This window comes from Paenibacillus sp. FSL H8-0332, assembly GCF_037963835.1.
GTDB lineage: Bacteria > Bacillota > Bacilli > Paenibacillales > Paenibacillaceae > Paenibacillus_AQ > Paenibacillus_AQ rhizoplanae.
Map to the genome: position 1 here is coordinate 4,156,158 of NZ_CP150145.1, position 24,647 is coordinate 4,180,804.

The 24,647-nt window shown below is 50.7% G+C and carries 31 protein-coding genes and 1 pseudogene; 7 read left to right on the top strand and 25 right to left on the bottom strand.

Features of this window, described 5'->3' with window-relative positions; translation table 11 throughout:
- Positions 1 to 46: 46 nt before the first annotated feature.
- The 7 genes and pseudogenes from NST43_RS18105 to NST43_RS18135 form a co-directional block, all read right to left on the bottom strand.
- Positions 47 to 664, bottom strand: coding sequence for an HAD family hydrolase (locus NST43_RS18105; protein ID WP_339218474.1), 618 nt, complete (start codon positions 662 to 664; stop codon positions 47 to 49).
- Positions 665 to 886: 222 nt separating this feature from the next.
- Positions 887 to 1,267, bottom strand: coding sequence for a hypothetical protein (locus tag NST43_RS18110; RefSeq protein ID WP_209992588.1), 381 nt, complete (start codon positions 1,265 to 1,267; stop codon positions 887 to 889).
- A 100-nt stretch (positions 1,268 to 1,367) separates the two neighbouring features.
- Positions 1,368 to 1,982, bottom strand: a complete 615-nt coding sequence (locus tag NST43_RS18115; RefSeq protein WP_339218476.1) for a class I SAM-dependent methyltransferase — start codon at positions 1,980 to 1,982, stop codon at positions 1,368 to 1,370.
- A gap of 21 nt (positions 1,983 to 2,003) precedes the next feature.
- Positions 2,004 to 2,636: a pyridoxamine 5'-phosphate oxidase family protein gene (locus tag NST43_RS18120; protein ID WP_076086074.1), complete on the bottom strand. Its 633-nt coding sequence runs from the start codon at positions 2,634 to 2,636 to the stop codon at positions 2,004 to 2,006.
- A 42-nt stretch (positions 2,637 to 2,678) separates the two neighbouring features.
- Positions 2,679 to 3,071, bottom strand: coding sequence for a VOC family protein (locus tag NST43_RS18125; protein ID WP_339218479.1), 393 nt, complete (start codon positions 3,069 to 3,071; stop codon positions 2,679 to 2,681).
- Between the two features lie 37 nt (positions 3,072 to 3,108).
- Positions 3,109 to 3,573 carry a hypothetical protein gene (locus NST43_RS18130; protein ID WP_339218481.1) on the bottom strand — a complete coding sequence of 155 codons (465 nt, stop codon included), beginning with the start codon at positions 3,571 to 3,573 and terminating at the stop codon, positions 3,109 to 3,111.
- 141 nt (positions 3,574 to 3,714) lie between these two features.
- A pseudogene (locus NST43_RS18135) lies at positions 3,715 to 4,236 on the bottom strand (PD-(D/E)XK nuclease family transposase).
- A gap of 184 nt (positions 4,237 to 4,420) precedes the next feature.
- On the opposite strand from NST43_RS18135, the gene NST43_RS18140 reads away from it, so the two are divergent.
- Entirely contained in the window at positions 4,421 to 4,792 is a 372-nt protein-coding gene (locus NST43_RS18140; protein ID WP_339218483.1) for an iron chaperone, read from the top strand.
- A 67-nt stretch (positions 4,793 to 4,859) separates the two neighbouring features.
- Here NST43_RS18140 and NST43_RS18145 read toward each other — a convergent pair whose 3' ends face one another.
- The 5 genes from NST43_RS18145 to NST43_RS18165 form a co-directional block, all read right to left on the bottom strand.
- Complete coding sequence (locus NST43_RS18145; RefSeq protein WP_209992592.1) at positions 4,860 to 5,357, bottom strand: YcxB family protein; 498 nt, start codon at positions 5,355 to 5,357, stop codon at positions 4,860 to 4,862.
- Positions 5,358 to 5,431: 74 nt separating this feature from the next.
- Positions 5,432 to 6,355 carry a hypothetical protein gene (locus NST43_RS18150; protein WP_339218486.1) on the bottom strand — a complete coding sequence of 308 codons (924 nt, stop codon included), beginning with the start codon at positions 6,353 to 6,355 and terminating at the stop codon, positions 5,432 to 5,434.
- 16 nt (positions 6,356 to 6,371) lie between these two features.
- The gene (locus tag NST43_RS18155) at positions 6,372 to 7,496 is read right to left on the bottom strand and encodes a PTS transporter subunit EIIC (protein ID WP_339218487.1); all 1,125 of its coding nucleotides are present in this window, start codon (positions 7,494 to 7,496) and stop codon (positions 6,372 to 6,374) included.
- Between the two features lie 112 nt (positions 7,497 to 7,608).
- Positions 7,609 to 9,165: an ABC-F family ATP-binding cassette domain-containing protein gene (locus NST43_RS18160; protein WP_209992595.1), complete on the bottom strand. Its 1,557-nt coding sequence runs from the start codon at positions 9,163 to 9,165 to the stop codon at positions 7,609 to 7,611.
- Positions 9,166 to 9,255: 90 nt separating this feature from the next.
- Positions 9,256 to 9,645, bottom strand: coding sequence for a DUF3888 domain-containing protein (locus NST43_RS18165; protein ID WP_339218490.1), 390 nt, complete (start codon positions 9,643 to 9,645; stop codon positions 9,256 to 9,258).
- 165 nt (positions 9,646 to 9,810) lie between these two features.
- On the opposite strand from NST43_RS18165, the gene NST43_RS18170 reads away from it, so the two are divergent.
- From NST43_RS18170 to NST43_RS18185, 4 genes are all read left to right on the top strand, one after another.
- Positions 9,811 to 10,215 (top strand): hypothetical protein, encoded by a 405-nt coding sequence (locus NST43_RS18170; RefSeq protein WP_339218491.1) that lies wholly within the window; start codon positions 9,811 to 9,813, stop codon positions 10,213 to 10,215.
- 61 nt (positions 10,216 to 10,276) lie between these two features.
- Positions 10,277 to 10,573 (top strand): transposase, encoded by a 297-nt coding sequence (locus NST43_RS18175; RefSeq protein WP_339218493.1) that lies wholly within the window; start codon positions 10,277 to 10,279, stop codon positions 10,571 to 10,573.
- A gap of 11 nt (positions 10,574 to 10,584) precedes the next feature.
- A complete protein-coding gene (locus NST43_RS18180; protein ID WP_339225461.1) occupies positions 10,585 to 11,442 on the top strand; it encodes an IS3 family transposase in 858 nt (285 codons plus the stop codon).
- Between the two features lie 235 nt (positions 11,443 to 11,677).
- Positions 11,678 to 12,214, top strand: coding sequence for a GNAT family protein (locus tag NST43_RS18185; RefSeq protein WP_339218495.1), 537 nt, complete (start codon positions 11,678 to 11,680; stop codon positions 12,212 to 12,214).
- Positions 12,215 to 12,300: 86 nt separating this feature from the next.
- Here the strand turns inward: NST43_RS18185 and NST43_RS18190 are convergent, their stop codons facing one another.
- From NST43_RS18190 to NST43_RS18220, 7 genes are all read right to left on the bottom strand, one after another.
- Positions 12,301 to 13,113 (bottom strand): ABC transporter permease, encoded by an 813-nt coding sequence (locus tag NST43_RS18190; protein WP_339218496.1) that lies wholly within the window; start codon positions 13,111 to 13,113, stop codon positions 12,301 to 12,303.
- Between the two features lies 1 nt (position 13,114).
- On the bottom strand, positions 13,115 to 14,131 hold the full coding sequence (locus tag NST43_RS18195; protein WP_339218497.1) for an ATP-binding cassette domain-containing protein: 1,017 nt from the start codon (positions 14,129 to 14,131) through the stop codon (positions 13,115 to 13,117).
- A 181-nt stretch (positions 14,132 to 14,312) separates the two neighbouring features.
- Entirely contained in the window at positions 14,313 to 14,831 is a 519-nt protein-coding gene (locus NST43_RS18200; protein WP_339218498.1) for a hypothetical protein, read from the bottom strand.
- Between the two features lie 87 nt (positions 14,832 to 14,918).
- Entirely contained in the window at positions 14,919 to 15,833 is a 915-nt protein-coding gene (locus tag NST43_RS18205) for a phosphotransferase (protein WP_339218500.1), read from the bottom strand.
- 22 nt (positions 15,834 to 15,855) lie between these two features.
- Positions 15,856 to 16,698: a GNAT family N-acetyltransferase gene (locus tag NST43_RS18210; protein ID WP_339218502.1), complete on the bottom strand. Its 843-nt coding sequence runs from the start codon at positions 16,696 to 16,698 to the stop codon at positions 15,856 to 15,858.
- A 116-nt stretch (positions 16,699 to 16,814) separates the two neighbouring features.
- Positions 16,815 to 17,435: a DUF2185 domain-containing protein gene (locus tag NST43_RS18215; protein ID WP_339218503.1), complete on the bottom strand. Its 621-nt coding sequence runs from the start codon at positions 17,433 to 17,435 to the stop codon at positions 16,815 to 16,817.
- A gap of 106 nt (positions 17,436 to 17,541) precedes the next feature.
- Positions 17,542 to 18,423 carry an AraC family transcriptional regulator gene (locus NST43_RS18220; RefSeq protein WP_339218505.1) on the bottom strand — a complete coding sequence of 294 codons (882 nt, stop codon included), beginning with the start codon at positions 18,421 to 18,423 and terminating at the stop codon, positions 17,542 to 17,544.
- A gap of 191 nt (positions 18,424 to 18,614) precedes the next feature.
- Here NST43_RS18220 and NST43_RS18225 point away from each other — a divergent pair, with 191 nt between their 5' ends.
- Positions 18,615 to 19,148: a CDP-alcohol phosphatidyltransferase family protein gene (locus NST43_RS18225; protein WP_339218507.1), complete on the top strand. Its 534-nt coding sequence runs from the start codon at positions 18,615 to 18,617 to the stop codon at positions 19,146 to 19,148.
- On the opposite strand, the gene NST43_RS18230 is transcribed toward NST43_RS18225, so the two are convergent.
- Genes NST43_RS18230 through NST43_RS18255 form a run of 6 tightly spaced genes read right to left on the bottom strand, consistent with a single transcriptional unit; the run spans position 19,149 to position 22,535 of the window.
- Positions 19,149 to 19,661, bottom strand: a complete 513-nt coding sequence (locus tag NST43_RS18230) for a DNA topology modulation protein (RefSeq protein ID WP_339218509.1) — start codon at positions 19,659 to 19,661, stop codon at positions 19,149 to 19,151.
- Between the two features lie 38 nt (positions 19,662 to 19,699).
- On the bottom strand, positions 19,700 to 20,440 hold the full coding sequence (locus NST43_RS18235) for an N-acetylmuramoyl-L-alanine amidase (protein WP_339218511.1): 741 nt from the start codon (positions 20,438 to 20,440) through the stop codon (positions 19,700 to 19,702).
- On the bottom strand, positions 20,437 to 20,805 hold the full coding sequence (locus NST43_RS18240) for a multidrug efflux SMR transporter (protein ID WP_339218513.1): 369 nt from the start codon (positions 20,803 to 20,805) through the stop codon (positions 20,437 to 20,439). Before NST43_RS18240 ends, NST43_RS18235 begins: the two co-directional genes overlap by 4 nt.
- Positions 20,806 to 20,807: 2 nt before the next feature.
- Positions 20,808 to 21,131 carry a multidrug efflux SMR transporter gene (locus NST43_RS18245; RefSeq protein WP_036733186.1) on the bottom strand — a complete coding sequence of 108 codons (324 nt, stop codon included), beginning with the start codon at positions 21,129 to 21,131 and terminating at the stop codon, positions 20,808 to 20,810.
- 16 nt (positions 21,132 to 21,147) lie between these two features.
- Positions 21,148 to 22,284: an SGNH/GDSL hydrolase family protein gene (locus tag NST43_RS18250; protein WP_339218516.1), complete on the bottom strand. Its 1,137-nt coding sequence runs from the start codon at positions 22,282 to 22,284 to the stop codon at positions 21,148 to 21,150.
- Entirely contained in the window at positions 22,281 to 22,535 is a 255-nt protein-coding gene (locus NST43_RS18255) for a hypothetical protein (RefSeq protein ID WP_339218518.1), read from the bottom strand. The genes NST43_RS18250 and NST43_RS18255 overlap by 4 nt, the downstream gene beginning before the upstream one ends.
- A 180-nt stretch (positions 22,536 to 22,715) precedes the next feature.
- Between NST43_RS18255 and NST43_RS18260 the strand changes: the two genes are divergently transcribed.
- Entirely contained in the window at positions 22,716 to 24,596 is a 1,881-nt protein-coding gene (locus NST43_RS18260) for an LTA synthase family protein (protein ID WP_339218520.1), read from the top strand.
- Positions 24,597 to 24,647: the final 51 nt, after the last annotated feature.

The following is a 24,647-nucleotide window of genomic DNA, read 5'->3' on the forward strand; positions in this document are numbered from 1 at the left end:
ACTCCAGCTTTTGCAAGAAGAGATCCACCTTTATCCAAGGGCCGCTTCAGAACAATTCCAGCAGCCCGTCCAGCCGGTCGATCACATAATCATAACTGCTCACTTCGCCGAATCCATAACTCGCGTATACAAAAGGAATCCCTGCGAACCCTGCCGCCTTCCTATCCCCTTCGATATCGCCCACATAGACAGGACTCATCAGATGATTGCGGTCCATGACCAGCCTGATGTTCTCTCCCTTAGATAGTCCGGTTCTCCCCGGATTCTCGTAGTCTGTGAAATACTTCTGCAACCCATGATACTCATAAAAAGCCTCGATGTACCCCGCCTGGCAGTTGCTTACGATGAACAGCTTATATTTAGCCGATAATGCCTGAAGCACCTCTTCCACCCGAGCATACAAACTTCCGCCTTGCTGTGACAGAACGAGACACTCCATATCACAACATTCATCCATAATCTTCTGCCGGGTATCCTCATCTGCATCAGGAAACAGCTTCCGGCCAACCTCCGGCACCGGCAGACCCATAATCCCTTGTAAATTGTCTATGGTTACCTCTTTGGCTGCTCCCTTATAGCTGCTAATCACTTGATTCCATCCACTCACTACGGTCTCCGTCGGGTCCCATAACGTACCGTCCAGATCAAAAATAATACTATCCATTTCGCATTCCCCTCACATTTTACTCAGACTTAATAAAGCTCAGAATACTATCAATTGTACTCCGATCAAGTCCCGATAACCAAGCAATCATATCATGCTCTTCTCTTGTAACGCCTGGCTATACAGTATATGGATACGAAATGGACAAAGCTAGTAACACTGGTAACTAAGCACAACGTGAAACAACGCCCCCTTTACAAAGTAGGGGCGTTGTTTTCTTGTCTAGTCCTCAAGGTTCGCAATTCCAGCATTCAAACTATATATAATATAAAAATGATTCCATTGCTGCGTAGTGACTATTTCTTCCCTACCGTCTTTCTTAAAAAAATAACCCGATCCCTCCTGTTGAGTATACCTCCACCCTTCTCGTTCCATGCGTGACTTTAACAGTTCCTGTGGATCACCCTCTTCTTTCGTAAGGTAGCGCTCTCGGCCAGGCATATCGCTATCTATCCGAATAACAGATTTACCGGTTGATTCTAAACGATACATGTGTTTCACATTATTATATCCAACGTTATTGACGTATAATGCTCCTAACACGACTAAAAGGACAATAGCCCCAATAAAGCTAAATAAAATGATCTTCCATTTCTTCTTCATCCGTTCCCCTTCCCCCTTGCGCCCGGCCCGAACCTCAAATATCTTACTAATGCCTACGGTCTTGCCCTCGTATCAGGTACGTGATCTCTTACCCTTCAGATCATAGTTGTTGTTCCTCAGGTCCCGCCCAGATCAAATGTACCATATTCAGCGAATAGCTCTCTGTTCTGCGGATCTGCATCCCCGACTCGCGGACCAGTCCGAGAATATCCCGGGTCTGGTGGCACCCGTATATACGATAGAACAGCGGATTCAGCGCCCGTTGCAGCGAAGTGACCATTAGGTTAGAACCGAGTCCATGCTCCAAGAGGAGGATGGTGCCATCCGGCTTACACCAGCGGTTCAGCTTCACCAGGAGGTTCAGCGGATTCTTATAACTGCATAAGGATAGCGTGGAGACAATCGTATCGAACGAATGCGCGGAAAAGCTCATGTCTTCGATATCTGCACATATACAATCGGCTTCCAGGCGGTACTGTCCGGCGGCCCGTCTGGCCTTCTCGACCATGGCTCCGCTGAAGTCCGCAGCCGTGATCTTGACGCCTTGAGGATAGAACGGGAAGTTCGCCCCGGCTCCGACGGCAAGCTCCAGCACCTCACCCTTCGCAGAACCGATTAGCTTCTGGCGCCAGCGCCGCTGCTTCGGATCTTCTCTTTTACGGTCATAGTCCGTGGCCTGCCTGTCAAAAATCCGTATCAGCTTCTCTGTATCCATCCCCGCTATTCACTCCCCTTCTTAATACAGCCGCTTCTCGTAGCTCTCTTCTATACCTCGCCGCACCACTTCTTCCGTGAACTCCGCTGCATTCACATGAGCGGCGATGATGGCCGGAGCAGACGGGAGCAAGGCTTCAGCAGGCCAGGTGCCGGAGTCCCAGACCTGCGATCTTTTGAAGGCCTTGGCACAATGCATATAACATTCCTCCACCTTCACCCCGATCCCCAGCGCAGGCCGCTTGCCTCTGGCTCGCATTCGATCCAGGATAGGCTCATCCTTAATGATATAGGCTTGCCCGTTAACCCGCAGGGTCTCTTCAAGCCCCGGGATAATAAAAATCAGACCGATATGCGGATTAGCCAGGATATTCAGCAAAGAGTCCAATCTGCGGTTCCCCGGACGTTCAGGAATGACCAAATGCCCTTCATCCAGCACCAGCACCGAACCGGGCGCATCCCCGCGCGGAGAGACATCGCATGAGCCGTGTTCATCTGCCGTAGACAGGAATAATAGAGGGGACATCGCTATATAATCTCGGCAGTGATGATCCAGCTGATGGATCGATTTGCGCTTCACCACTTCACTCGGATAGCCCAGAAGCTCTCTAAGCTCATTTTCCGACGTCAGCATTTCATGAAAAGGTTTGTTCATCCCGCATCCCCGTTTCTGATTATTATGTTGACTGTACTCCGCCTAACGCCAGACCTGCATCCGTTCATCCAGAGTGGAAGTATGCAGCTCCAGTTGAATCCCATCCGGGTCCAGGAAATTCACCGACCAGCCGGTTCCCCGCTGAACAGGTCCTCTGACGAACTCTATATGATGTTTGTTTAAAATAGCTACGGCTTCCTCGAAATCATCCTCTGCGATATAAAAAGCTACGTGGTCCATCCCGGCGAATCCGCTCGGCTGCTGCCCGGCTTCCGTCCGTTCCACCAGACATACCCAGGCGCTGCCCCACTCCAAATAAGCATCTATTCGGCCATGATGTCTAACGTTCATCCCCAGAATACCATGATAAAACTCCAGAGATGTCTTAAGATCGCGTACCTGGAGTGTGATGTGACTGAATCCGGTGACTTTCATTTGATCAGCTCCTCCTGTCGTGTATTACCTTGGTTACTTAGATCCACCTAACAAATTTCTTATGTACCACTTCGATCTGGTGCCGCTCCGCCCATTCCGTTAGCACCTTTATCCCTTGATCTTCCTGCTCGGGGAAGCGAAAACAGTATTTATAAGTAACCAGCAGATAGGCTCTGGGCTTAACTGCGATCACGGGCATGAAGTAGCCTTTGATGTAAATCCGCTTAATAGTAGAGGCTTCAATCTCTATATCCTTGATCTGCAGAGCTTCCGGCCTTATTTCTATGTTGAACCCCCGGTTAAAGGTCAGTAGACGATAGATCATAACTCCTATATGGACGATTAAGATCCCTATGACGAGATAGACCAAGATATGCTTCAGCAGAGTAGGTGTGTCGAACCGAAGGATCAAGCGAATCCAAATTAACATCGCGACAACCAAGCCTATGGTCGCCAGCAATTCAGCAGGACGCTTACCTTTGAACACGATCACCTTTTCCATCCCTTACCCCCTCCTCATTTATCCTGAAGAACAACTAGCTTCTTCTATCATACAGGGAAATGCTGGAATGAGGAAGGGAGGGGCACGGGGCAGCAGGAATAAGAAAAGGGAGCATCCGCCCACTGGACACTCCCGTAATTTCTATTTTTGCAAAGCATTGATCTCTTGCTCCGTTAATCCCGTGGCTTTTACAATCGTTTGCTATATCGATATCCATATCAAGCATATTTTTAGCCACTTTTTTAATTCCAGCCAACTCTGCACTGCCCAGCATAGAGGCTTCATCGTGTAAATACTTCTGTCTGGCTTCATACAACCGTCTGGCCTCTGAATCCTGACTTAGATATTGCAGAGTGTCCATCGCTTTTTCCAAACCCGGCTCATTCATCTTCAGCACCTCCCATTGTGATGTATCAGAACCCCTCCCGCAGATGAAACACATTATGATACTGATCGTTTTTCAAAAACAAATAGTTCAATATATTTATTGTCACGCATTCCTTCAACTCCATATACTTCTCGCCCTCATTGAGTTGACTTGCATAACGCTTACTCCAATAAAATAGTGTTCTACAACACATCCTTGTTATTCTCGCTGCCAAATATCCTTTTGAAAACAAAATCTACCCTCGGGTCCAGTAAATCCATCGGCATCAGCTCCATTCATGACTATTATATCATTTCCCAAGAGTTCTGAACCTTGCAAATAGTAATTGTGGAGCCTAGGTGCAATGGCACCTGCCAAAGATGCGAAATTATAAATTTAATCATTAAAATTTTTGACTATCCTGTAGCTACAAGATATTATGGATGGCATAAGGGCTGACATAGATCAGGAGGACGAACCATGGATGTGTTTGCAGAGTATCTGGCGAAGATCGATAATCCGGTCCATCAGGCAACAGTGGAGGAAGTACTCGCCTGGGTGTTGCAGGAGTTCCCGCAGCTCGAACCGAGAATTGGCTGGAATCAGCCGATGTTCACCGATCACGGAACATACATTATCGGCTTCAGTGTAGCCAAAGGGCATATGGCTGTCGCCCCGGAAAAAGCAGGCATGGATTATTTCGAAGAGCTCCTGAAGCAAGGCGGAGTAGATCACACCAAGCTGCTGATCCGCATGAAATGGACGAATCCGGTGGATTACGGCCTGCTAAGACAGTTAATCGAGTACAACATTGCCGACAAGGCGGATTGCACAAGCTTTTGGCGGGTATAGCTGCGTCTAGTCATCCGCTCCCGGATACAGAAAAGGACATGCGCGGGTAGCATGTCCTTCTTTTTTGTCACCAAATCACGCCACTGACAATCTTGCGGTGATCTGACACATACGCTCTGAATTTATGCTCCTGTGCAGCATCCTCGAACGATTGCTTCGCAACGAACCAATACTCCTGTGGCCCATTGAACAGCAGATAGTAGCTCTGGTTCTCCCATACCCGGGTGAAGGAGCCCCATGTCATGACGGACGCGTCCTTCTCCGGACTGAAATTGATCCCCTCTGCATCGAAAAGATATTCAAATTCCTTATTGTACCTTGTATCTGCCGACAATATCTTCGGTAAAAGCAAGGTTCGCATCACGATTGACATTCCCATGGTCAGAACCAGCGTAATCGATATGCCGAGCAGAATGACCGACTGGTTCTGAGTATAGAGAATCATGCACACCGCTATAAATACCGCTTGAACTCCAATGGACAGTATAGACTTCCACGAGTGGAAATATAAGGCCCGCGCCACCTTGGAAATATGCCGTCCATAATGAAAGCTGATTGTCTCCATCCTGCCACCCTCTATCTCTTCACTTCATCACTTATAGTAGTATAGCATCCAACGCGTAGAAAATCCTGCCCCGTTCACACTTCACGTGTCTGTTCAGGATGATACAGAATTCGCTGGTAATCCCAATCCTTCGTATCCATATCGCCCAGGTACATCCGTTCATGCTCCGGCACAAGCTCATATTTGATTCGAAGCTGCTCCCGGTAGTAATCACCCGGATTCTCCAGATAAGCGTAATAGGCAGCCCGGCACGCTTCGTGCGCCGTTTGCTCGCCATTTAACTGCTTGTGGAGGTTGTGCAGCTCTTTGAGCTTCTCTTCCGCATCAGCAGAGTATAGGGATTCGCCTAATGTAACCTCGCCCAAATGCAGAATCTGCACCTTAACAGGTGTATCCATTGTCGTGAAGAAGGTCTTATCTGCAAAAAGCGCGTCCAGTTCCTCCAACGTATATTCTGCTTCAGCAGGCAGGTTATAGACCGCTACCTTTCCGTCCTTGTATATCACAACATCGACCAGGTATACTGCGCCGCTATTCTTCATGAACAGATGGACGCTTTTGCCCTCCGTCGTCTGGTAGAACATTTCGCTGTTGACATAGAATTCCGTAGAGGAAGGTGAAAGCGCAATCCGGCGCGCTTCACTCTGCTCCTGCTCCCGGTCCGAAATCTCATAGATATTCGTATGGTCCGGATTCAGCAGACTCACTGTTTCCTGAATATGCTGGTAATAGCTTGCAGCGTTGTAAGTCCACTTCGCCGACTCTACCGTATACGCACCCAGTCCATGAATGGACAGCTGCTTCCCGGAGGGGACTGCCGGCGTTAACCAGCCTGAATTTATTTTGCCGGATAAGCCCTTAAGATCTGTAAGCTCCCAGCAGTTGACCATGCCGTCTTCGTACACATCTACATTAATATAGAAGTAACTTCCTCCGTTATGGATGATTCCGGGAATGGAAGTCCCTTCCACCGTTTTGGTTCTTCTAATCGCTCTCATGTGTAATCCCCCTTAGCTAGGACTTGGCAAGTGGTTCGACGACTGGCTCCGGTCCAAGTTTCACGCACAACGTGGCAATCAGGGCAATCAGGAACCCGGTGGTACATGCGATCAGGAAGCCGCCGAACCCGTCCCCCAGATAAGCAGGCAGCGTAGCCAGCCCCGGAAAAGCAAACGAGATCGCAGAGGAACCAAACGCTCCAACCATTCCCCCGCCGATAGAGCCAGCAATGCAGACGATGACCATCGGCTTACGCAAAGGCAGATTCACTCCGAACATGGCAGGCTCGGTGACCCCGAACAAGGCCGATATCGATGCAGACAGGCTTAGGGTACGGAACTGCTTGTCTTTGGCTTTGATGAATACTGCCAGCGCGGCTCCCGCCTGGGCAAAGGCAGCAGGACCCATCAGCGCGAGGATAGTATCAGAACCGCCTGTGCTGATGTTGTTGATCGCCAGCGGCACCAGACTCCAGTGCAGTCCGAAGATCACCATCGGCTGAATGATCGCCCCAAGCACCATACCGGCGCCGACTGAACTGAGATTATACACTGTACGGTATCCGTCTGCCAGGGCATCCCCGGCCAGCGCCCCCATCGGTCCGAATACCAGCAGCGTCACCGACGATACCACGACCACTGAGATCAGCGGGGTGAAGAAGCCGCGGATGACTTCCGGCAATATTTTGACACAGAATCGCTCGACATAGACCAGCAGGCCTACCGCCAGGATGATGGGAATAGCGCTTGCAGGATAATTCACCGGCTTGATGCTCATGCCCATAAACTCAATGATTTCGTTGTTCGCAAATAGTGTAGTCAGACTGGGATATAGCATAACCCCGCCTATAACGACCGCCGTAAAAGGATTGGCCCCGAATTTACGGGCTGCCGTAAACGCCAGAAGCAGCGGAAGGTAATGGAACAGGCTGTCCGCCATCGCATTCAGCACCGTATAGGTGCCTTCGGTCTTGCTGATGAGCTCCAGTGCAACCGCACCTGCGAGCAGCCCCTTCATGATTCCTGCCGCACTCAATATATTAACTATGGGAAGAAAAATACCAGAAATGCCGTCAATAATGATATTGACCAGACTGCGTTTGGATGGCTTCACGACTGTCTCCTCATTCACTACGTTCATAGGATCCCCCTGCGTTCTTACTCCACTCTTATGTAAATGACCCGTAAGAGTCACTTTTCGCAAAGTTCTCCTCCTACGGGTCAAGCTCTACACCGGCGTTATTGCCGGTTTTCTAGAAGACTTTGGTCGTCCATGATTCGCAGTTCCAGGTATCGGTCACGATATCGCGGTAAAATTCAGGCTCGTGGGAGATCAGCAGGATACTGCCTTTATACGCTTTGAGCGCACGCTGCAGCTCTTCCTTCGCATCTACGTCAAGATGGTTGGTAGGCTCATCGAGTACCAGCAGATTGCTCTCGCGGTTAATCAGCTTGCAGAGACGTACCTTGGCCTTCTCTCCGCCGCTGAGGACAGCAATTTTACTCTCAATATGCTTGGTGGTCAGGCCGCATTTCGCCAGCGCTGCCCGAATCTCGAATTGGGAGTAGGACGGGAATTCGTTCCAGATCTCCTCAATACAGGTGTTGTAATTCGATTCCTTCATTTCCTGCTCGAAATACCCGATCTCAAGCAGATCGCCAAGTCTGGCTGTACCCGAAATCGGCTGAATCTGGCCGAGGATACTGCGCAGCAGCGTGGTTTTACCGATACCGTTCGCACCGACGAGGGCAATCTTCTGACCCCGTTCCATACTGAGATCCAGCGGACGCGACAAGGGGGAATCATACCCGATGACCAGATCTTTGGTCTCAACAACCATTTTGCCGGAGGTCCGCCCCTGCTTGAAGTTGAACTGCGGCTTCGGCTTCTCCTTGGCAATCTCGATGACTTCCATCTTATCCAGCTTCTTCTGCCGGGACATCGCCATATTGCGGGTTGCTACACTGGCCTTGTTGCGGGCCACGAAGTCCTTCAGTTCGGAAATCTCCTGCTGCTGGCGCTTGAACGCGGATTCCAGCTGCGACTTCTTCGCTTCGTACACCTGCTGGAAATACTCATAATCGCCGACGTAACGCGACAGCGACTGGTTCTCCATATGGTAGATCAGGTTGATCACACTATTCAGGAACGGAATGTCATGCGAGATCAGAATGAAGGCATTCTCATAATCGAGCAAATAACGCTTCAGCCAGTTAATATGCTGTTCATCCAGATAGTTCGTAGGCTCATCCAGCAGCAGAATATCCGGCTTCTCCAGCAGCAGCTTTGCCAGCAAGACCTTGGTCCGCTGACCGCCGCTGAGATCGTTAACATCCTTGTCCAGACCGATGTCGGTCAGACCTAGCCCGCGGGCGGTTTCATCGATTTTGGCATCGATCATATAGAAATCCTGGCTGGTCAGCATGTCCTGAATCGTTCCGACATCCTCCAGCAGCTGCTCCAGCTCCTCAGGGGTCACATCCCCCATCTTGCCGTACATGTCGTTCATCTCTTGTTCCATATCGAACAGATATTGGAAGGCCCCGCGCAGCACATCCCGGATAGATTGCCCTTGCTGAAGCACTGCATGCTGATCCAGATAACCGGCGCGCATCCGCTTCGCCCACTCCACCTTGCCTTCGTCCGGCTGCAGCTTACCGGTAATGATGTTCATGAAGGTCGATTTCCCCTCACCATTGGCGCCGATCAGGCCGATATGCTCGCCCTTCAGCAGACGGAAGGAGACATCCGTGAAGATGGCCCGGTCGCCGAAGCCGTGACTAAGCTTTTCTACATTTAATATGCTCATGAAGTTACACCTTTTCCTTTATTCTATATTCTCGTCATATTATAAAGGCTAACGCGCCACAACTCCAGAAGGTTTCTGAAAAAAGTGCCTTCATTTACTCTTTCTCCTCATGTCCAGGTCATTTGGCGGAAAATCGTGTACCTCCGGTCCCTTTATATGCTTATACTCTACAAGCTCAACTTGCGAAGGTGAGATTCTATAAGTGAACAAATCCTCTCCCACACTGATATGCGGTCCCACTGTAGGGAAGGCTCTCAGTGTAATCTGAAAGTCAAAGCCACGGAAGCCGTTCAGCCGATCATTCATATAGGGCAGCAATTGCAGCACAAGCATGTCTTGCAGCTGTAGCTCCCTGGAGTCAGTTTGCGGATTCTGTAACTGTGATGGCGGTTCTGCTGCGGTACATGGAGCCGTTGCAAGCCCGTTGATAATAAGCGCGATAATTAGCAGCGTAGTCATAACTTGAAGTTTTCTTTTCACCAGATTCTCCCCTTGGTCAATAGGTATAGTATTAATTTGCCTAAAGGGGGAGGAAGTATGTGATAGCATATATTATATTGATTAGAGGGTATGCAAATAATCTAGTTGATATCAAAAAAGTGGCAATGAATAACGGGAGAGTAACCCAAGTTAGGGGAGGTAAGGATGGTAGAAATAAAGGGAATAGGAATAAGCTCAGTTAAATACGCACTCCTGAATTTCATTCTGGTTATAACAAACATATTATTATATGCTTCAGGACCAGATGGCGGAGGAACCGGGGACCGGGAGGAAGGGCTGATGTTCTATCAGATGTACTTGATCTACCTGCTTGCGGGATTTGTCATCTATGGAGTATGGTCCGTTACAGCAGGTAGAAATGAGAAAAAGACAAGAGGTCTAACTGCTATTCCTGTGTTAATATCCTCCGTTTGTATCACCAGTGTATTAATTTATGCTAACAGAATGTACAAGAATCTGTATGATGGTGCTCTCTTAAATGATGCAGGGTCGAAGGTCTTGGCCCTCTACGCCGACTTTTCCCTGTACCTGGTATACTTTTGCTGTTAGTGTTAACCGTGGACACCCGTTAAGAGAATAGAGATAATAAGTTTAACGAGGAGGTGTCCCCATGAGTGGAACACGGAGAAGCTACAATGAAGAATACAAAAGACAGACCGTCAAGTACATCCAGGAGCAGACGAAAACGGTGGCGGAACTGGCCCTGGAACTGGATGTCCCCGCCAAAACGTTGCATAAATGGCTAGGACAGTACCGGCAGTTTGAGAATGAGCCCATCGTTACTCCAGACAAATACAGAGAGCTGGAACGTCAACTGAAGGAGCCGGAGCAACAACTCGCAGAGCTGACAGAGGAGATGGCAATCCTAAAAAAAGCCGTGCACATCTTCAGCAATCCAAAGAACTGAGATTTCAGTTTATTGAAGATCATCGCTCCGAGTTCCGCGTGGAGAAGATGTGCAATGTCTTTCAGGTGTCCCGGAGCGGGTACTACAAATGGAGAACAGCAAAGCCCAGCCCTCAAGCCAGCCGCAAAGCCTTGTTGCTGAAGCGGATTGCCTATCATTTTCATGACTCTAAGGGTCGCTATGGCAGCCCCAAAATCAAGGTTCTCCTAGAGCGTGAAGGGCACCAGGTCAGTGAACGCACTGTAGGCAAGTATATGAAAGAACGGGGTCTGCGCTCTTGTGTCGCAAAGAGATTTCGCGTATGCACCACCGACTCCAACCATCCGTTACCCATTGCCCCCAACCTGTTAAACCAGCAATTTCACACGGAAAAGCCGAACCAGACGTGGGTGGCGGATATCACCTACATTCCCTGCCGGGAAGGACGAATGTACTTGGCGAGTGTGCTGGACCTGTGTACCCGGGAGATTGTCGGCTGGCGGCTTAGCGACCGGATGACCACTGACCTCGTACAAGGCGCTCTGGACGCTGCCTACAAGGCCAAACGCCCCGGGAAGGGCTTAATTCACCATTCGGATCGAGGCTCCCAGTACGCCTCTGAAGACTACCGGGAACGCCTAAAGACGTACCAGATGACCGCAAGCATGAGCCGCAAAGGGAACTGTTATGATAACGCCTGTATCGAATCTTTTCACAGCCTCTTAAAAAAAGAGTTGGTGTACTGGAATCGATTTAAAACGAAGCAACAGGCGTATGATGCCATTTTCCAGTACATTGAATTTTTCTACAACCGCAAACGAATCCATGGGGCGCTCGGTTACGTTTCTCCGGTTCAGTTTGCAGCCACATTTAAGCGAAAAACGATGTAGTTGCTGTCTACTTTCTTGACAGGAGTCCATTTCTTCTGCTGTTCGCTGTTTGCATCAGTATGCTTGGAATTGTTAAGCGGAACAAATTCTCTATATTGGGGCTGTTGCTGAATCTATCGCTGCTAATACTCTTAAACCTAATACAATTTGTATAAAACAATACTCTCCATTCTCGTGGAAATCATGGCATGCTACGATGAAGCTGTGCTGATCTAGAGTCATGGAGGTGTACAAAGTGTATATTGAACAAGGAAACTTGGTTATCCGGGATGCAACTGTGGCCGATGCAGAGCTGTTATGCAGCTGGTGGAACGATGGAGCAGTCATGGCGCATGCCGGATTTCCTAAGGGCTTAGGAATCACTGAACAAGAGGTGTTAACCCAATTGCAGACCGGGACAGACTCTGAACGGAAAGGACGTCTGATTCTGGAAATCGATGGTACTCCTGCTGGAGAAATGAGCTACAGTGCGGTTTCTGAACATGTGGCGGAGATTGGTATCAAAATCTGTGATTTCAACCAACAAAACAAAGCGGCAGGCACACGATGCTTAGGAATGCTGATCCGTTATTTGTTTGAAGCACAGGGGTTTCACAAGATCATACTGGATACGAATCTTAAGAACACCAGAGCACAGCATGTGTATGAGAAAGTCGGCTTCCGGAAAATAGCAGTGCCAAAGAATGCCTGGACAGTTCAGCATGGTGAATTACAGACTTTTATTGACTATGAGCTATCCCTTGCAGAATGGATTCAAGGTTCCTTACCGTGATTGGTCACATTGTATTCGGTTTTTCGCATACAAAAAAACGCCAACCGATGCATCCCTGCATTCGTTGACGTCTTAGTGAACCAGATTTACGTCCGCCGCATATACGCACGCACGGTAATTGGAGCGAAGACCGCCACAATCACAGCGGCTCCGATCAGGGAGTAGACCAGATCACTGCCTACCGTTCCATGGTTGACCAGTTCACGGACAGCAGTGACCAGATGCGAGATCGGATTGTTATTCACGAACCACTGAAGCCATTTCGGCATCGTATCAACCGGCACGAAGGCATTCGAGAGGAAGGTTAGCGGGAATAACACGATCATTGAAATCCCCTGTACACTGGAAGCCGTGCGGGCGATCACACCGAAAAAGGCAAAGATCCAGCTGATGGCCCAGGAGCATCCGATGACCAGAACCGCTGCCAGGGCTACCCCTCCGATGCCGCCTTCCGGCCGCAAGCCCATGATGTAACCCATTACGAAGGTGAGTACTGTAGCAATCGTGTAGCGTATCGTATCTGCTAACAATGCTCCTGCGAGAGGGGCAATCCGGGCAATCGGCAGCGATTTGAAGCGGTCGAACACCCCTTTCTCCATATCCTCCCGCAGCTGAACACCGGTGACGACAGAGGTCGTGATTACGGTCTGCACCAAGATTCCCGGAATGATTACCGGCAGATAACTTGCCACATCACCGGCAATCGCCCCGCCGAAAATATAAGTGAACATCAAGGTGAAAATAATCGGCTGAAACGTGACGTCAAACAATTGCTCCGGTGTACGCCGGATCTTGAGCAGTCCTCTGTAGGCCATCGTAAAGGAATTACGTACCACTTGGCCGAAGCTGGTATGGTTTTTTAATTTACGGTCTACACCCGGCTTAATTAAAGTACTCATGCTAATACCCCTCCTTCTTCTGTGTACTATCCGGGACAAGCCCCGCATCTTCCTTGACGCCATGACCGGTTAGGGTCAGGAATACTTCATCCAGCGTTGGCTTCTGCACACTCATCTCAAGCAGCGGTATGCTTGCTTCACGAAGTGCGATCAGCAGATCGGTTACCCGGTCCACGTTCCCCATCGGTGCGATAATTTTGGCTGCTTCTGCCGACAGGTTAGAGCGTACCTGAAGCACCTGCTCCACAATCTGCCGCGCCTTCAGTAACTGCTGCGGATGGACCACCTTCAGGTGAAGCGAGGAGTTGCCAACCGAGCTTTTGAGTTCATCAACTGTTCCCTCTGCGACCACCTTACCGGTATCAATCACGGCAATCCGGTCCGCCAGTTGATCCGCTTCTTCAAGATATTGGGTCGTCAGCAGGACCGTTGATCCCGTATTCACCAGCTTGCGGATCGTCTCCCACATCTGATTGCGCGTCCGGGGATCAAGCCCCGTTGTCGGCTCATCCAGGAAAATGAGCGGAGGCTGCGCAATTAGACTGGCCGCCAGATCCAGCCGCCGGCGCATCCCGCCGGAGAAATTCTTCAAAGGGCGCTTCGCTGCTTCCGTCAAGCCGAATTCCTCCAGCAGGTCAGAGGCCTTGCTGCGAGACTCCGCACGCCCCAGGCCATGCAGCCTGGAGAAGATGATCAGATTCTCAGTCGCGCTAAGCGACTCATCCACTGACGCATATTGACCCGTCACTCCGATTAACTGACGCACGATCTGCGGTTCTTTTGCCACATCATGTCCGAAGATACGCGCCGAACCTGCGTCAGGCCGAAGTAGGGTCGCCAGCATGCGAATTACGGTTGTCTTCCCGGCACCATTGGGACCCAGCACCCCATAGATCATTCCTGTGCCTACTTTGAGATCTACACCATCCACGGCCCGGTTGCTCCCGTAGATTTTGACCAATCCTTGCGCCTCAATGGCATAGCTGCCGCCCTGCCCTGCTGATTGTGTCTGCTTCATGCTTTATTCCTCCTTGATTGCTGAATCTATAAGGATAGTAACCGACATATTTAAACTGAATTTAAACCTCCTTCTACTCTGTCCGGTTGCTGTTTCCCTATCCCATTAAACCAAAAATCCGATCCCTTGGGATCGGACTTGCGGAGTACGCTTGCAGTCGTACCTCAATATGCAGTTCTCCTTAATCATAGCCGCCTTCAGCTTCGGGCAATGCCTGGTACTCTTCTTTACCGGCTGCGATCTCCGCGATGTAGGTCCGCAGCTCCAGCAACTGCTTTGCATCTTCCGTAAGTTCACAATTCTCGCCAGACCAGGACCAATTACGTGTGAACCCGTTCACCGTGATCCTCCAGCTGTCTTCCTGGTAAGGGACCACCGCACAGCTTTGCTTAAGGGGCACAAGCTCCAGCTTCCCCATAATACGGATGCCTCTCATCCTATCATAGATGCTGCGCATTTCATCTTCGGTCAACGTAATATCCGCTGTGGCCGTTCCGTTCACGATCAGATCTTTTACCACGGTATCCTGATACGTATTGATCTCATTCTTGGTGACCTCCCCATACCCGTACCGGACGAGAAAATCGAAATCAGCAGGCATGTCTTCAGGCATCTCTCCCAATACCTCCGGCTGCTCCGGAACGGGTTGCGCATCCTTATTCGTGCTACAGCCAGCTATGAGCAGTACGGCCAGCAGCAAGTAATATATGTGCCTCAGGTTGGTAACCTCCACAATGTGTATTTTCAAAAGGCTATGTTAAATTCTAGCCGCAACGAAATAATGATCCTAATCCGACAGTGCCCGCATGATGTTGGATTTCGCCTCTGCCGCAATCGCTTCATTCCCGTCATCGACCGCTTGCATTAAGATCAGCATGGGGATGTATACCGCGATCAGCCGCGCCAGCAGCTTCGTTTCTTCGTCCGCTCCTCCGTACGTTTCGAAAAACACGCCGCGGGCGTAAGGTGGTAAAAAGCTATAAGCAACGCTCAAATCGCAAGCCGGATGGCCTACGCTCAGATCGCCCCAATCAATGATGCCGGAAACGATCCCGTTCTCATTCACAAGCATATTTTTGAAATGAAGATCGCCATGTAGCAGTGCATTCACCGCCTCGACACGGTCCTTTTGCAGCTTGCTCATATACGCTTTGATCACACCGGACTCCTCCGGCGACAAATGTTCAGCCACCTTCGATAGAAAGCCCTCCATTTTCACTTTGCGCGATGCTATGTCCGTCAAGCTTCGATGATCTTGCTGAACTCCGCACTTCAGCGCCTCCTGCACCGGAAACTCATGCAATCTCCGCAAGAATTTCGCCAGCGTCTCTGCCGATAAAGCCCGGCGTTCTTCCGTCAAACCAATTGGGAAATCTCCTGGCACGTGGGCATAGCCAAGAAATGGTGCCGGGTATTCGTCACTTGCTTCGCCATAAAACAACGGTTTCGGATAGGGGATGGTCAAATATGCCGCAAGCTTCGGCAGCAGCTTCCCTTCCATACGAATCGCGCCAACTGCAAACGTTCTTCTTGGAAACCGGAACACGTACTCGTCACCGATAAGAAAAACCGTATTGTCCCAGCCCCAGCCCAATCGCTTCACTCGCTTCGATGACAGTTGAGGGAACTGTCTGCTGATCAGCGTCCGCGCCTGCTCTTCGTTAACCTCCCACTCCGCATCCCATACATTCGTTCCTCCCATGAGTTGTCTGCCTCCTCGTTCCTTACGTACTATAGTTGTAGGTGGCTAAATATTTCGCAATGACCTCCTTACTCTCATGCCACCACAGAATAGGGACTTCGCCTACCTTCACCAGACCTAACTTAGCGGCCAGATGATTGGAGCCAGTATTGCCGGTATCACAATCCCAATATGTTGTTAGCTGCCGCTGACGGCCAAGCGTTATGAATTCTTGACACAGTCTGAACGCCAACCCTTGATTGCGGTAATCCTTGTGTGTGATGATATCCGGTTCAATATAGCCGCCACCCACATAAAAAGTGTTGCACGCGCTTACAAATCCGCTCTCATTCAAATAACAATAACCAAAGGCCCTGTCCAGGTAGGTCTCAGCCGAAGTCCACAGTAATCGGTAACTATCGTCCATCTCCTGAATGTAGCGTCCAAACAACTGCTCATCAATTCTAGTTAAAATAAATTCTCCAGAGTCTTCCTGGATGTCAGCAGGAGCGTTAGCATTGCTGTCCATCTTATAATGTGTTCTACTGAGCTCCACTGTGTTGTCTTTCAACGGTTCTTTCAGCAGCGCAAGCCATTGACTGGAGGAGAAGTACAAATCATAGAAATTCGCGTGATTGGCCGGATTGGCTAAAAAATCAAGCAAGCTTCGATTGAACTGCTCATCATCTTCCTGCCCGAACAGATAATATTTCCCTCCTCGGCTTGTGACAAGCCCAGCCGTCGGCTGATCTAGCTTATTCACAAATATTCTGCCTGGCTGATTAAGATCTATCACCCCATGAACAAATACAAAGATGAACTCTCCTTCTCTATGCGGTAGAAGATGCTCGATCCTACTATACTCACTAGCCTGTAATTCAATCAATCTAATCCTTCCTCTCAGCTAATTACCTGTTATGTATAGCATGAAACATATAAATTCTATATTTCAAAAAAGCCGGGGCCACAGTCACCTGTGTCCGCCAGCCTAGTATATCATGCTCACCGCCAATTCTTCACCTCTACCCAATCGGCGTCCGGTCCGCTCCGTTCAAACGCTGTACCCACAACTCCTTTAAAAGGCTCCAGCAAGCTCGGGTCCCGGTCAATCAGATCATACACATTCATGATGGCCGTATTCTTCGGGTCGCTCAGATAAGCGTTATCTTCTTCTCCGGTGAACAGCCGCCAGCCGCTGTCTTCTTCACGGGTAGCGGCCTCCCGGTACATCCAGCGTACACCGCTGCCTGACGTCAGGCATTGCCTGGTGACCATAGCCGCCTTCTCTCCGGCTTCGACCCATGCAGGGTCTCCTTTTCGAAGGATGGTCTGCGCGATATGTCTGGGTTCGAATTCGACCGGATCTCCGAGCTGCAGCGACTGGATCACCCCGGGTGTATTGGTCAAAACGCCTGTGTACCGCCCGGTAACCGGATCTCTCCCGGTGATCTCCACCCACATCCGCTCCGCACGCGGCTGCCCTTCAGCCGGATGGGCCAGCATGAAGTGCAGCCGCACCATTCTCCCCGTGCCCTGCGCTTCCCGCTCCTGTCTTGCAGGAATAAAAAACGACTCAGGATGTAGCCTGCTCGTCTCTTCCACATCTTCCAAAGTCCACTCCATGAAGTATGCCTCCTAGTTAGTTATACTAGACTACCATTACCCGATTGTAGGAGGCACTATTCATTCTGATTGGAGACCGTGCTGCTCTGGATGGATACCTGCACCGTTAAGGGCGCTTTGCTTCCCGCACCGGAATCCATATTTCACTTTTAAAAGTTGGCGAACTGGTATCCTTGCTTTCATTCCACAGAAGCTCCGGCCCTTCGACCTGCTCGTAATTGGAAGAGGGGAACCATTCGGAGTAGATCCGGCCCCAGATATTCTGAAGTGTGTCCGGGAACGGCCCCACTGCTTCGAATACAGCCCACGTGGACGCAGGAACCTCAAGCTGGGCATAGGATAGCGGAGCTTCCAGCGTGGTGGCAACACCAATATAATGATCCAGCTCCCCGCGTTCATCCATCCGTCCTTCCGGGAAATTCACGGATGCGCCGATCATCCCGGCCGGAATGATATTCGACAGCCCCTTCAGCTCCCCTATCATCTCCATACTCAGACTCTGCCACATGGCAGCGATCTCCGGGTTCACCCCGCTGAACTGGATGGCTACCCTTTTCTTAAGTCCAACGATCCGAAAGGCCTCTTTCTCCTCAATGCGGTAATTCATTTCATTGCCTCCTCTAATGGTTAACTGAAAGGTCATTCGAGGAAAGGCCTTCAGGGGTGTCCCTGCCGTTCTTGCTTCTGAAGGCGTTACGCCATGAAGCTGCTGAAAGGCTTTTGTGAATGCATCCGGCGAAGTGTATCCGTACTCCAAGGCAACATCAATAATCCGGTGCTGGCTTCCCTGCAGCTTGAAGGCAGCCAGCGTAAGACGTCTGCGGCGGATATATTCCGAGAGCGGGATACCGGCCAGGAAGGAGAACATCCGTGTAAAATGATACTCCGAGCATAACGCGTAGCCCGCAGCCACTTTTACATCGATCTCGTCGTCCAGATGCTCTTCAATGTAGAAGAGTGCAGCATTCATATCTTCCAGCAGGTTCATCGTGTCCCTCCCTTTCCTCCCCATCAGAGTAACAGCTACGCAGGGAATGCATCCGACAGTTCCTGCACCATATTAACGGGTACATTCTTATTCAAGACAACCCGTAAATTCAGAGGCATAATGAAGCATAGAATATATACGAATAAGCTAGATAGGAAATCCCCATTACACGGTTAAAAAGGGAGGTTGCCATGAAGCTTGTCCCCAACTGCATCACACTCAGCCGGATCGGGCTTGCCCTTCTGCTGCTATATATGGTGCCGCTGGGCACGGGCTTCACTGTAGTCTATCTTCTGTGCGGAATTACCGATATGCTGGATGGTCCTATTGCCCGAATGACCGGTACGGTTAGCAGCCTCGGTGCCAAGCTCGATTCTGTGGCCGACATGACGCTGGTAGGCACCGCACTCTATACCTTGTATCCGTTCCTTGGTCTGACCCTCGGCCTCCTCCTGTGGATCATGCTGATTGCCGTCGTCCGGGGAGCCTCCATCCTGACCGCACTGCGCAAATTCAGCACCTACGGCAGCATTCATACCTACGGGAACAAGCTTGCCGGATTACTGCTATTCCTTACACCGTTGCTGCTTCCCTATGTGAATCAGGCGATCTGGACAATAGTTGTATGCTTAGTAGCCACTCTATCTGCAATTGAGGAACTTATCCTGCTTCTGATCTCAAGTGAGCTGCAGCTGGACCGCAAGGGGCTGTATGTGCGGCGTTGATCAGCATTCTGCGAAATGATGAAGCAACTCCTTGACCTGCCGCCTTGTATTTACGATCAGCACCTGCTGGTGAGCTCCAGTCTGCTTGAGCCTCCCCAGGGTGATAGCACGGCTTCGTGCCTTATAGTTCCAGACCCATTTCACAAAAGCCCAATCCAGCTTCTCCGGGCAGCCTTCGTTCATATCGGGCCGGGTCTGGTTATGGTACATGACACGACGCTTCACAATCCGGTACATACATAATATCCGGGGTAAATCCAGAAAAATAATGACATCCGCACGCTTGAGTCTGCTATCCATGGTCCTTGAATAATTACCATCTATAATCCATTGCTCCTGATTTGTATATTGGCGCACCAGTTCATCCCACTCTTCATCCGGCTTAGGGACCCAGCCAGGGTTCCAGAAATGGGCATCCAGATGTATAACCGGCAGATGAAGAAGAGCACCAAGCTGACGGGCCAGGGTAGACTTGCCTGAGCCTCCTGATCCGAGAATTAAGATCCGGTTCATAAGCTTCTCCTTGTGCATTTTGACATAGTGGTGATCCATCACTCCAGCCCCAAATATACCCTGATTCCATCTACAACAGCGGAGGCCACGCTCTCCTGGAACCCGGAGGTCCACATCTTCGCCTCGTCGCCGGGATTCGTTAAATAGCCCAGCTCCAGCAGCACCGACGGCATTACCGTATCGCGCAGGACGAAGAAATTCCCTTTTTTCACGCCGCGGTCTTTGAGGCCGGTAGCTTGAATGACATGCTTATGTATAGTCTCGGCCCAAGCCAAGGATTCTTCATGATAATAAAAGGTTTCCGTACCCGATGCCGACGCATCCTCATAGGTGTTGCCATGAATGGAGATGAACAGGTCTGCGGGCAGGTTGTTGGCGAACTGGGGCCGGAACAGCTCTTGTGAGGAGATAAAAGCATCCCCGGTCCGGGTAAGCAGGATCTCAAGCTGCGGGTCCTGCTCGACCGTGGCTACGATTTTCTCTGACAGACTCAGATTGAAGTCCTTCTCCAAGCGTCCGCTTACAGAGACTGCCCCGGGATCTTCCCCGCCGTGGCCCGGATCTACCACAACCTTATAGACCCTGCCCAGGTAGGGCTGGCTGCTGCTTTGCGGTTGACCCGTACTTCGGGGTACACGAATGGCCGAATCCTCAGCCGGGGCCGCACTTAGACCTGCATCGGCAATCTTCCCGCCTGAACCCTTCCCGGCGCCATCGCTACATGCCGCCAGCAGCAATAGGCTGAGCCATACGGCGGCTATCAGGTACATTTTCCTCATTCGGGCAACTCCTTCCCGCCCGCTTCAGAAGTGCTCTCCCGGCTGGTCTTATCCGGTGAATTCAGCAGCACCAGACCCCCGATAATGATCAGCAGACTGATGCCGGTGAGCAGATTGAACGGATCATTCCAGAGCAGGATGCCGATCAGTGCCGTCAGCGCTGTCCCCACGCCAGACCAGATGGCATAAGCCAGGCTCAGAGGTATGGTACGAAGACTGATCGATAAGCAGTAAAAAGCCAGGCCCATTCCAAGCACTACTCCGATCGACGGCAGCACACTGCTGAATCCATCGGAGAGCTTGAGCATCGTCGTACCGAAGATTTCCGACATAATAGCGATGCTTAGCGCGAAGTAACCTCTCATCTCTACACCCCCGTTGACAGCTTCAGCAGAACCACACCGCCAATGATGAGAATTAAGCCTGCTATTTTTCGCACATTCAGGCGTTCCTTATAGACCAGTACACCAACCAATGCAGTTAATGCCGTTCCCACGCCAGACCAGATGGCATAAGCTGTCCCGAGAGGGATCTCCTTCAATGCCAGTGACAGATTGAAGAACGCCAGGCCCATACCAGCGACTACCGCAATGGAGGGGAGTAACTTTTTGAACCCGTTCGATGCCTTAAGCATAGAGCTGCCGAAGACCTCACTCACAATGGCTAACGATAATAACACATAAGCATTCAATGGATTGCCTCCTAATTCATGACCCTGACAAAAGTCCCCGGATATAACCGCTTAACTCCCTTGCAGTCTGCTCGTGCGCCGGCAGGCCCGGATGGGTCCGTGCTCCCATCGTTTCATTCGTCACATTCGGCAGCTGGAACACTGACACGTTTTTGTCGCCCGTAGACCTCATGTATCCATCCACCGCACGGTAGATTGCCGGCATCAGGGAGAGGCCCAGCATTCCATACACCCAGAGAAGATGCGCCCCGGGGTTATAGCTTCTCAGCTTCGCCAGGAACCTCGTGACTGCGGTCTCGAAGGCGGCCAGATCCTCCTCATGATAGCTTCCGTCTTCATTCAGCCGCTGCTTATAGATACGCCCGGTGTCCTCATCCAGCCACTCGGGGGAGTTGAACGCGCCGTCATCATTGGTGCCCAGGTTGACTACAACCACATCCGGCTGCCAGGCCGTAAAATCATTCATCGCATGCGCCCCAAGCGCTTCATTACGGGGACCGGTCAGCAGACCGCAGACCTTCTCATAGATGTCAGGGATATTGCCCTTGGGGTTATTATCCCAGCTGGAGAGCACGCCCCATCCGCTCTGTGAGATCACCCGGAATTCAGCCTGCACGGCCTCGGCTGTTATCGCTGTATAGTTATGCACGCCGCTGAACCAGGCGGGAATCCAGTCCTCTTCCATCTTGGCACCGATGACGCCCTCACCTGATGTGATACTGTCACCGATGAACTCCAGCCGGTATGGCTTCGCTTCAACAGGCAGGAAGCTGCCGTCTGTGCGGACCGCATGGAACTGGAGATAAGCGCCGGGATCGCCGCTCATCGCCTGGACCTCTTTTACAATCCGGATATTCTTCACCTGCTCAGGGTTCATTCCTCTGAATACGCAGACCCAGTGCCTTCCGGCATTCACCATTTGTCTGCTGACGGGAACGGAGTTGATCAGCACACTGATCCAGGACTCGTGATAATCGTAACCGGACTCCACTTCAAGCCATAGCTCGGAGGCCTGGAGGTTCACCTCTATCGCACTGCCCGTCCAGAATAACGTCAGGGGGTTAAGCGCTCCAGTCGTTCTGCCATGAATCTTCAGATGCTCTACCTCTGCCAAGGGCTGTACATGTAACTGCAAATGGGAATGGCTGCTCATTCTAATCCCTCCTGTCTGGTGGCAATCGAGAAGCTGCGGACCTTCATCCACTTCCCGCCCACCCATTCGTCAACGGTGCCCTTACGCGTTCTAACACAGAACTTATGCGAGGTACCGCGGTCAAAGCCCGTTGCTTCATATATCAGGCCCTCGCCCTGCTGTCCCTTGAAATACACCTGCTTCAGGCCGAGTCTGTTCAATAGTTCCTGCTTCACACTGTCTGTATATTGGCGCGAGAATTCTTTTGTCATAATTGTTCCTCCTGCTTCGTTTATCAACGGCTCAACTTCCCGGATGCTTCTTAGAGAATAACGTATATGCGGCGAATTTTCACCTTTATTTTTCACCAAACCGCCCTTAAATCCGGTTGATTTTGAACTCGGCCCTGTAATAGAATTAATGGATTATATAGAAAAGGATGCGCATACGCAATGCCTTACAAGGAATCACGTTCGCTTCGAAAAAGGTCGATTCTGTTCTTCTCGCTGATCATGCTGGTGAAGAGTTATTTCGCCTGGTATTACTTATTCGAGGACGGTCCAACCTGGACCACCTGGCTTAAGGAAATCCCCTTCGTACTGCTGCTGTTCTGCCTCATCGAATGGTTCGCCACCAAGCATAAGGTCGCCATCTATCTGATCGTCAATCTGCTCATTACCGTCCTGTTCTTCTCTCTCATCGTCTATCATAATCATTTTGGTATGATTGCTACATCACAAGTCTTCGGTCAGGTCAAGCAGGTAGGCGCCGTCAAAAAAAGTATATTCGCCGTCGTGCATCCGCAATATATGCTTATCTTCGTAGACATCATTATCATCAGCCTGATCATGCTCAGACGCAAGAAAGCGCTGGCCTGGAAGCATTCCATGTCCCGTCCCAGCAACCGCAAGGCAGTGGCTATCCTGTTCTGCCTCTCGCTTACGCTGTGCATGATGAATATTTTCCCCAATAAAGCCAGTATGAATGAGAATGTCAAGGCAGAGCAAATGGGCATTCTCAATTATGAAGCCTACGCATTGCTGCGTGAACCCGCAGAGGAGCCTATGGACCCTGCGCAGATCTCCCAGGCCGGCATCGACATGACGAAGGGCATTCAGCAGAAGGCTGATCCGCTCCTGTTTGGGGCTGCCAAGGGCAAGAATCTGATCATCCTGCAAATGGAGTCTCTGCAGTCCTTCCTGATCAATCTGTCGGTGGACGGAACCGAAATCACGCCTAACCTGAATAAGCTGGCTGGCGAGAGCTACTATTTCCCCAGGTTCTTTCAGCAGGTAGGCCAGGGCAATACCTCGGATGCCGAATTCACCGTCAACACTTCCTATTATGTACCGCCGGACGGTCCGGCCACAGATAAGTATGCTCCGAAGGATCTGCCCAGTCTGCCGAAGCTGCTGGAGGCCCAGGGCTACGATACCGCGACTTTTCATACCAATAATGTGGAGTTCTGGAACCGCGGGGAGCTATACAAGGCACTGGGCTTCAATCAATATTACGACAAAACCTACTTCGGCGAAGAGGATGCAGTCTTCTATGGCGCCTCGGATGAAGTCCTGTACAGGAAGACCTCTGAAGAGCTTGCGCGGATGGATCAGCGTGAACAGCCCTTCTATGCCCATGTGATCTCGATGTCGTCGCATAATCCGTTCTCGATCCCGGAGAGCAAATACAAGATGACCTTGCCGGAACGCTACGAGGGAACGCTGGTCGGTGACTATATCCGGGCTGAGAACTATGCGGATTATGCGCTGGGCCAATTTCTTGATGAGCTTAAGAGCAGCGGTGTGTGGGATAACAGCGTGGTGGTCCTCTACGGCGATCACCGCGGGCTTCCGATTTTCTCGCTCAAGGAAGGGGATAAAGTCCTGCTGCAGGAAATCCTGGAGCATGAGTATAATGAGCGTGATCTGATTAATATTCCGCTCATCATCTCAGCAACCAGCGTTACCACACCGGCACTGAAGGAGCAGTTAGGCGGCCAGGTGGATATTCTGCCGACCGTTGCCAATCTGCTCGGGGTTCCGCTGGACTATCATATCCACTTCGGACAGGATCTGCTTAATCAGACAGCGTATAACCTGCTGCCGCAGCGTTATTATCTGCCTACAGGATCATTCGTTAATAATGAAGAACTGTTCCTGTCAGGCAGCGGGTTCGAGGACGGCCAGCATTACACCCTGTCCGGTAACGGAACAGATCTGCTTCAATCGACGGAGGATGAATTCACCCGGGCGCTGAAGCTGCTCCGTATGTCCGACAGCTATGTTAATCAGCTGCGTGACCGCCCGGTGGAAAAAACAGATGTGAGCGAGTAAATGTGCAAAGCCCGGTTCGGATTCCTTTTCCTGAACCGGACTTATTTATAC

Coding starts and splice junctions, on each gene's coding strand:
- NST43_RS18150 (WP_339218486.1), bottom strand. CDS start 6,355: ATGAGAGCGATTAGAAGAACCAAAACGGTGGAAGGGACTTCCATTCCC.
- NST43_RS18120 (WP_076086074.1), bottom strand. CDS start 2,636: ATGAACAAACCTTTTCATGAAATGCTGACGTCGGAAAATGAGCTTAGA.
- NST43_RS18215 (WP_339218503.1), bottom strand. CDS start 17,435: ATGGAGTGGACTTTGGAAGATGTGGAAGAGACGAGCAGGCTACATCCT.
- NST43_RS18225 (WP_339218507.1), top strand. CDS start 18,615: ATGAAGCTTGTCCCCAACTGCATCACACTCAGCCGGATCGGGCTTGCC.
- NST43_RS18205 (WP_339218500.1), bottom strand. CDS start 15,833: ATGGGAGGAACGAATGTATGGGATGCGGAGTGGGAGGTTAACGAAGAG.
- NST43_RS18170 (WP_339218491.1), top strand. CDS start 9,811: ATGGTAGAAATAAAGGGAATAGGAATAAGCTCAGTTAAATACGCACTC.
- NST43_RS18175 (WP_339218493.1), top strand. CDS start 10,277: ATGAGTGGAACACGGAGAAGCTACAATGAAGAATACAAAAGACAGACC.
- NST43_RS18155 (WP_339218487.1), bottom strand. CDS start 7,496: ATGAACGTAGTGAATGAGGAGACAGTCGTGAAGCCATCCAAACGCAGT.
- NST43_RS18160 (WP_209992595.1), bottom strand. CDS start 9,165: ATGAGCATATTAAATGTAGAAAAGCTTAGTCACGGCTTCGGCGACCGG.
- NST43_RS18240 (WP_339218513.1), bottom strand. CDS start 20,805: ATGAGAGGTTACTTCGCGCTAAGCATCGCTATTATGTCGGAAATCTTC.
- NST43_RS18250 (WP_339218516.1), bottom strand. CDS start 22,284: ATGAGCAGCCATTCCCATTTGCAGTTACATGTACAGCCCTTGGCAGAG.
- NST43_RS18110 (WP_209992588.1), bottom strand. CDS start 1,267: ATGAAGAAGAAATGGAAGATCATTTTATTTAGCTTTATTGGGGCTATT.
- NST43_RS18130 (WP_339218481.1), bottom strand. CDS start 3,573: ATGGAAAAGGTGATCGTGTTCAAAGGTAAGCGTCCTGCTGAATTGCTG.
- NST43_RS18220 (WP_339218505.1), bottom strand. CDS start 18,423: ATGAACCTGCTGGAAGATATGAATGCTGCACTCTTCTACATTGAAGAG.
- NST43_RS18115 (WP_339218476.1), bottom strand. CDS start 1,982: ATGGATACAGAGAAGCTGATACGGATTTTTGACAGGCAGGCCACGGAC.
- NST43_RS18230 (WP_339218509.1), bottom strand. CDS start 19,661: ATGAACCGGATCTTAATTCTCGGATCAGGAGGCTCAGGCAAGTCTACC.
- NST43_RS18140 (WP_339218483.1), top strand. CDS start 4,421: ATGGATGTGTTTGCAGAGTATCTGGCGAAGATCGATAATCCGGTCCAT.
- NST43_RS18125 (WP_339218479.1), bottom strand. CDS start 3,071: ATGAAAGTCACCGGATTCAGTCACATCACACTCCAGGTACGCGATCTT.
- NST43_RS18190 (WP_339218496.1), bottom strand. CDS start 13,113: ATGAGTACTTTAATTAAGCCGGGTGTAGACCGTAAATTAAAAAACCAT.
- NST43_RS18145 (WP_209992592.1), bottom strand. CDS start 5,357: ATGGAGACAATCAGCTTTCATTATGGACGGCATATTTCCAAGGTGGCG.
- NST43_RS18105 (WP_339218474.1), bottom strand. CDS start 664: ATGGATAGTATTATTTTTGATCTGGACGGTACGTTATGGGACCCGACG.
- NST43_RS18195 (WP_339218497.1), bottom strand. CDS start 14,131: ATGAAGCAGACACAATCAGCAGGGCAGGGCGGCAGCTATGCCATTGAG.
- NST43_RS18260 (WP_339218520.1), top strand. CDS start 22,716: ATGCCTTACAAGGAATCACGTTCGCTTCGAAAAAGGTCGATTCTGTTC.
- NST43_RS18255 (WP_339218518.1), bottom strand. CDS start 22,535: ATGACAAAAGAATTCTCGCGCCAATATACAGACAGTGTGAAGCAGGAA.
- NST43_RS18235 (WP_339218511.1), bottom strand. CDS start 20,440: ATGAGGAAAATGTACCTGATAGCCGCCGTATGGCTCAGCCTATTGCTG.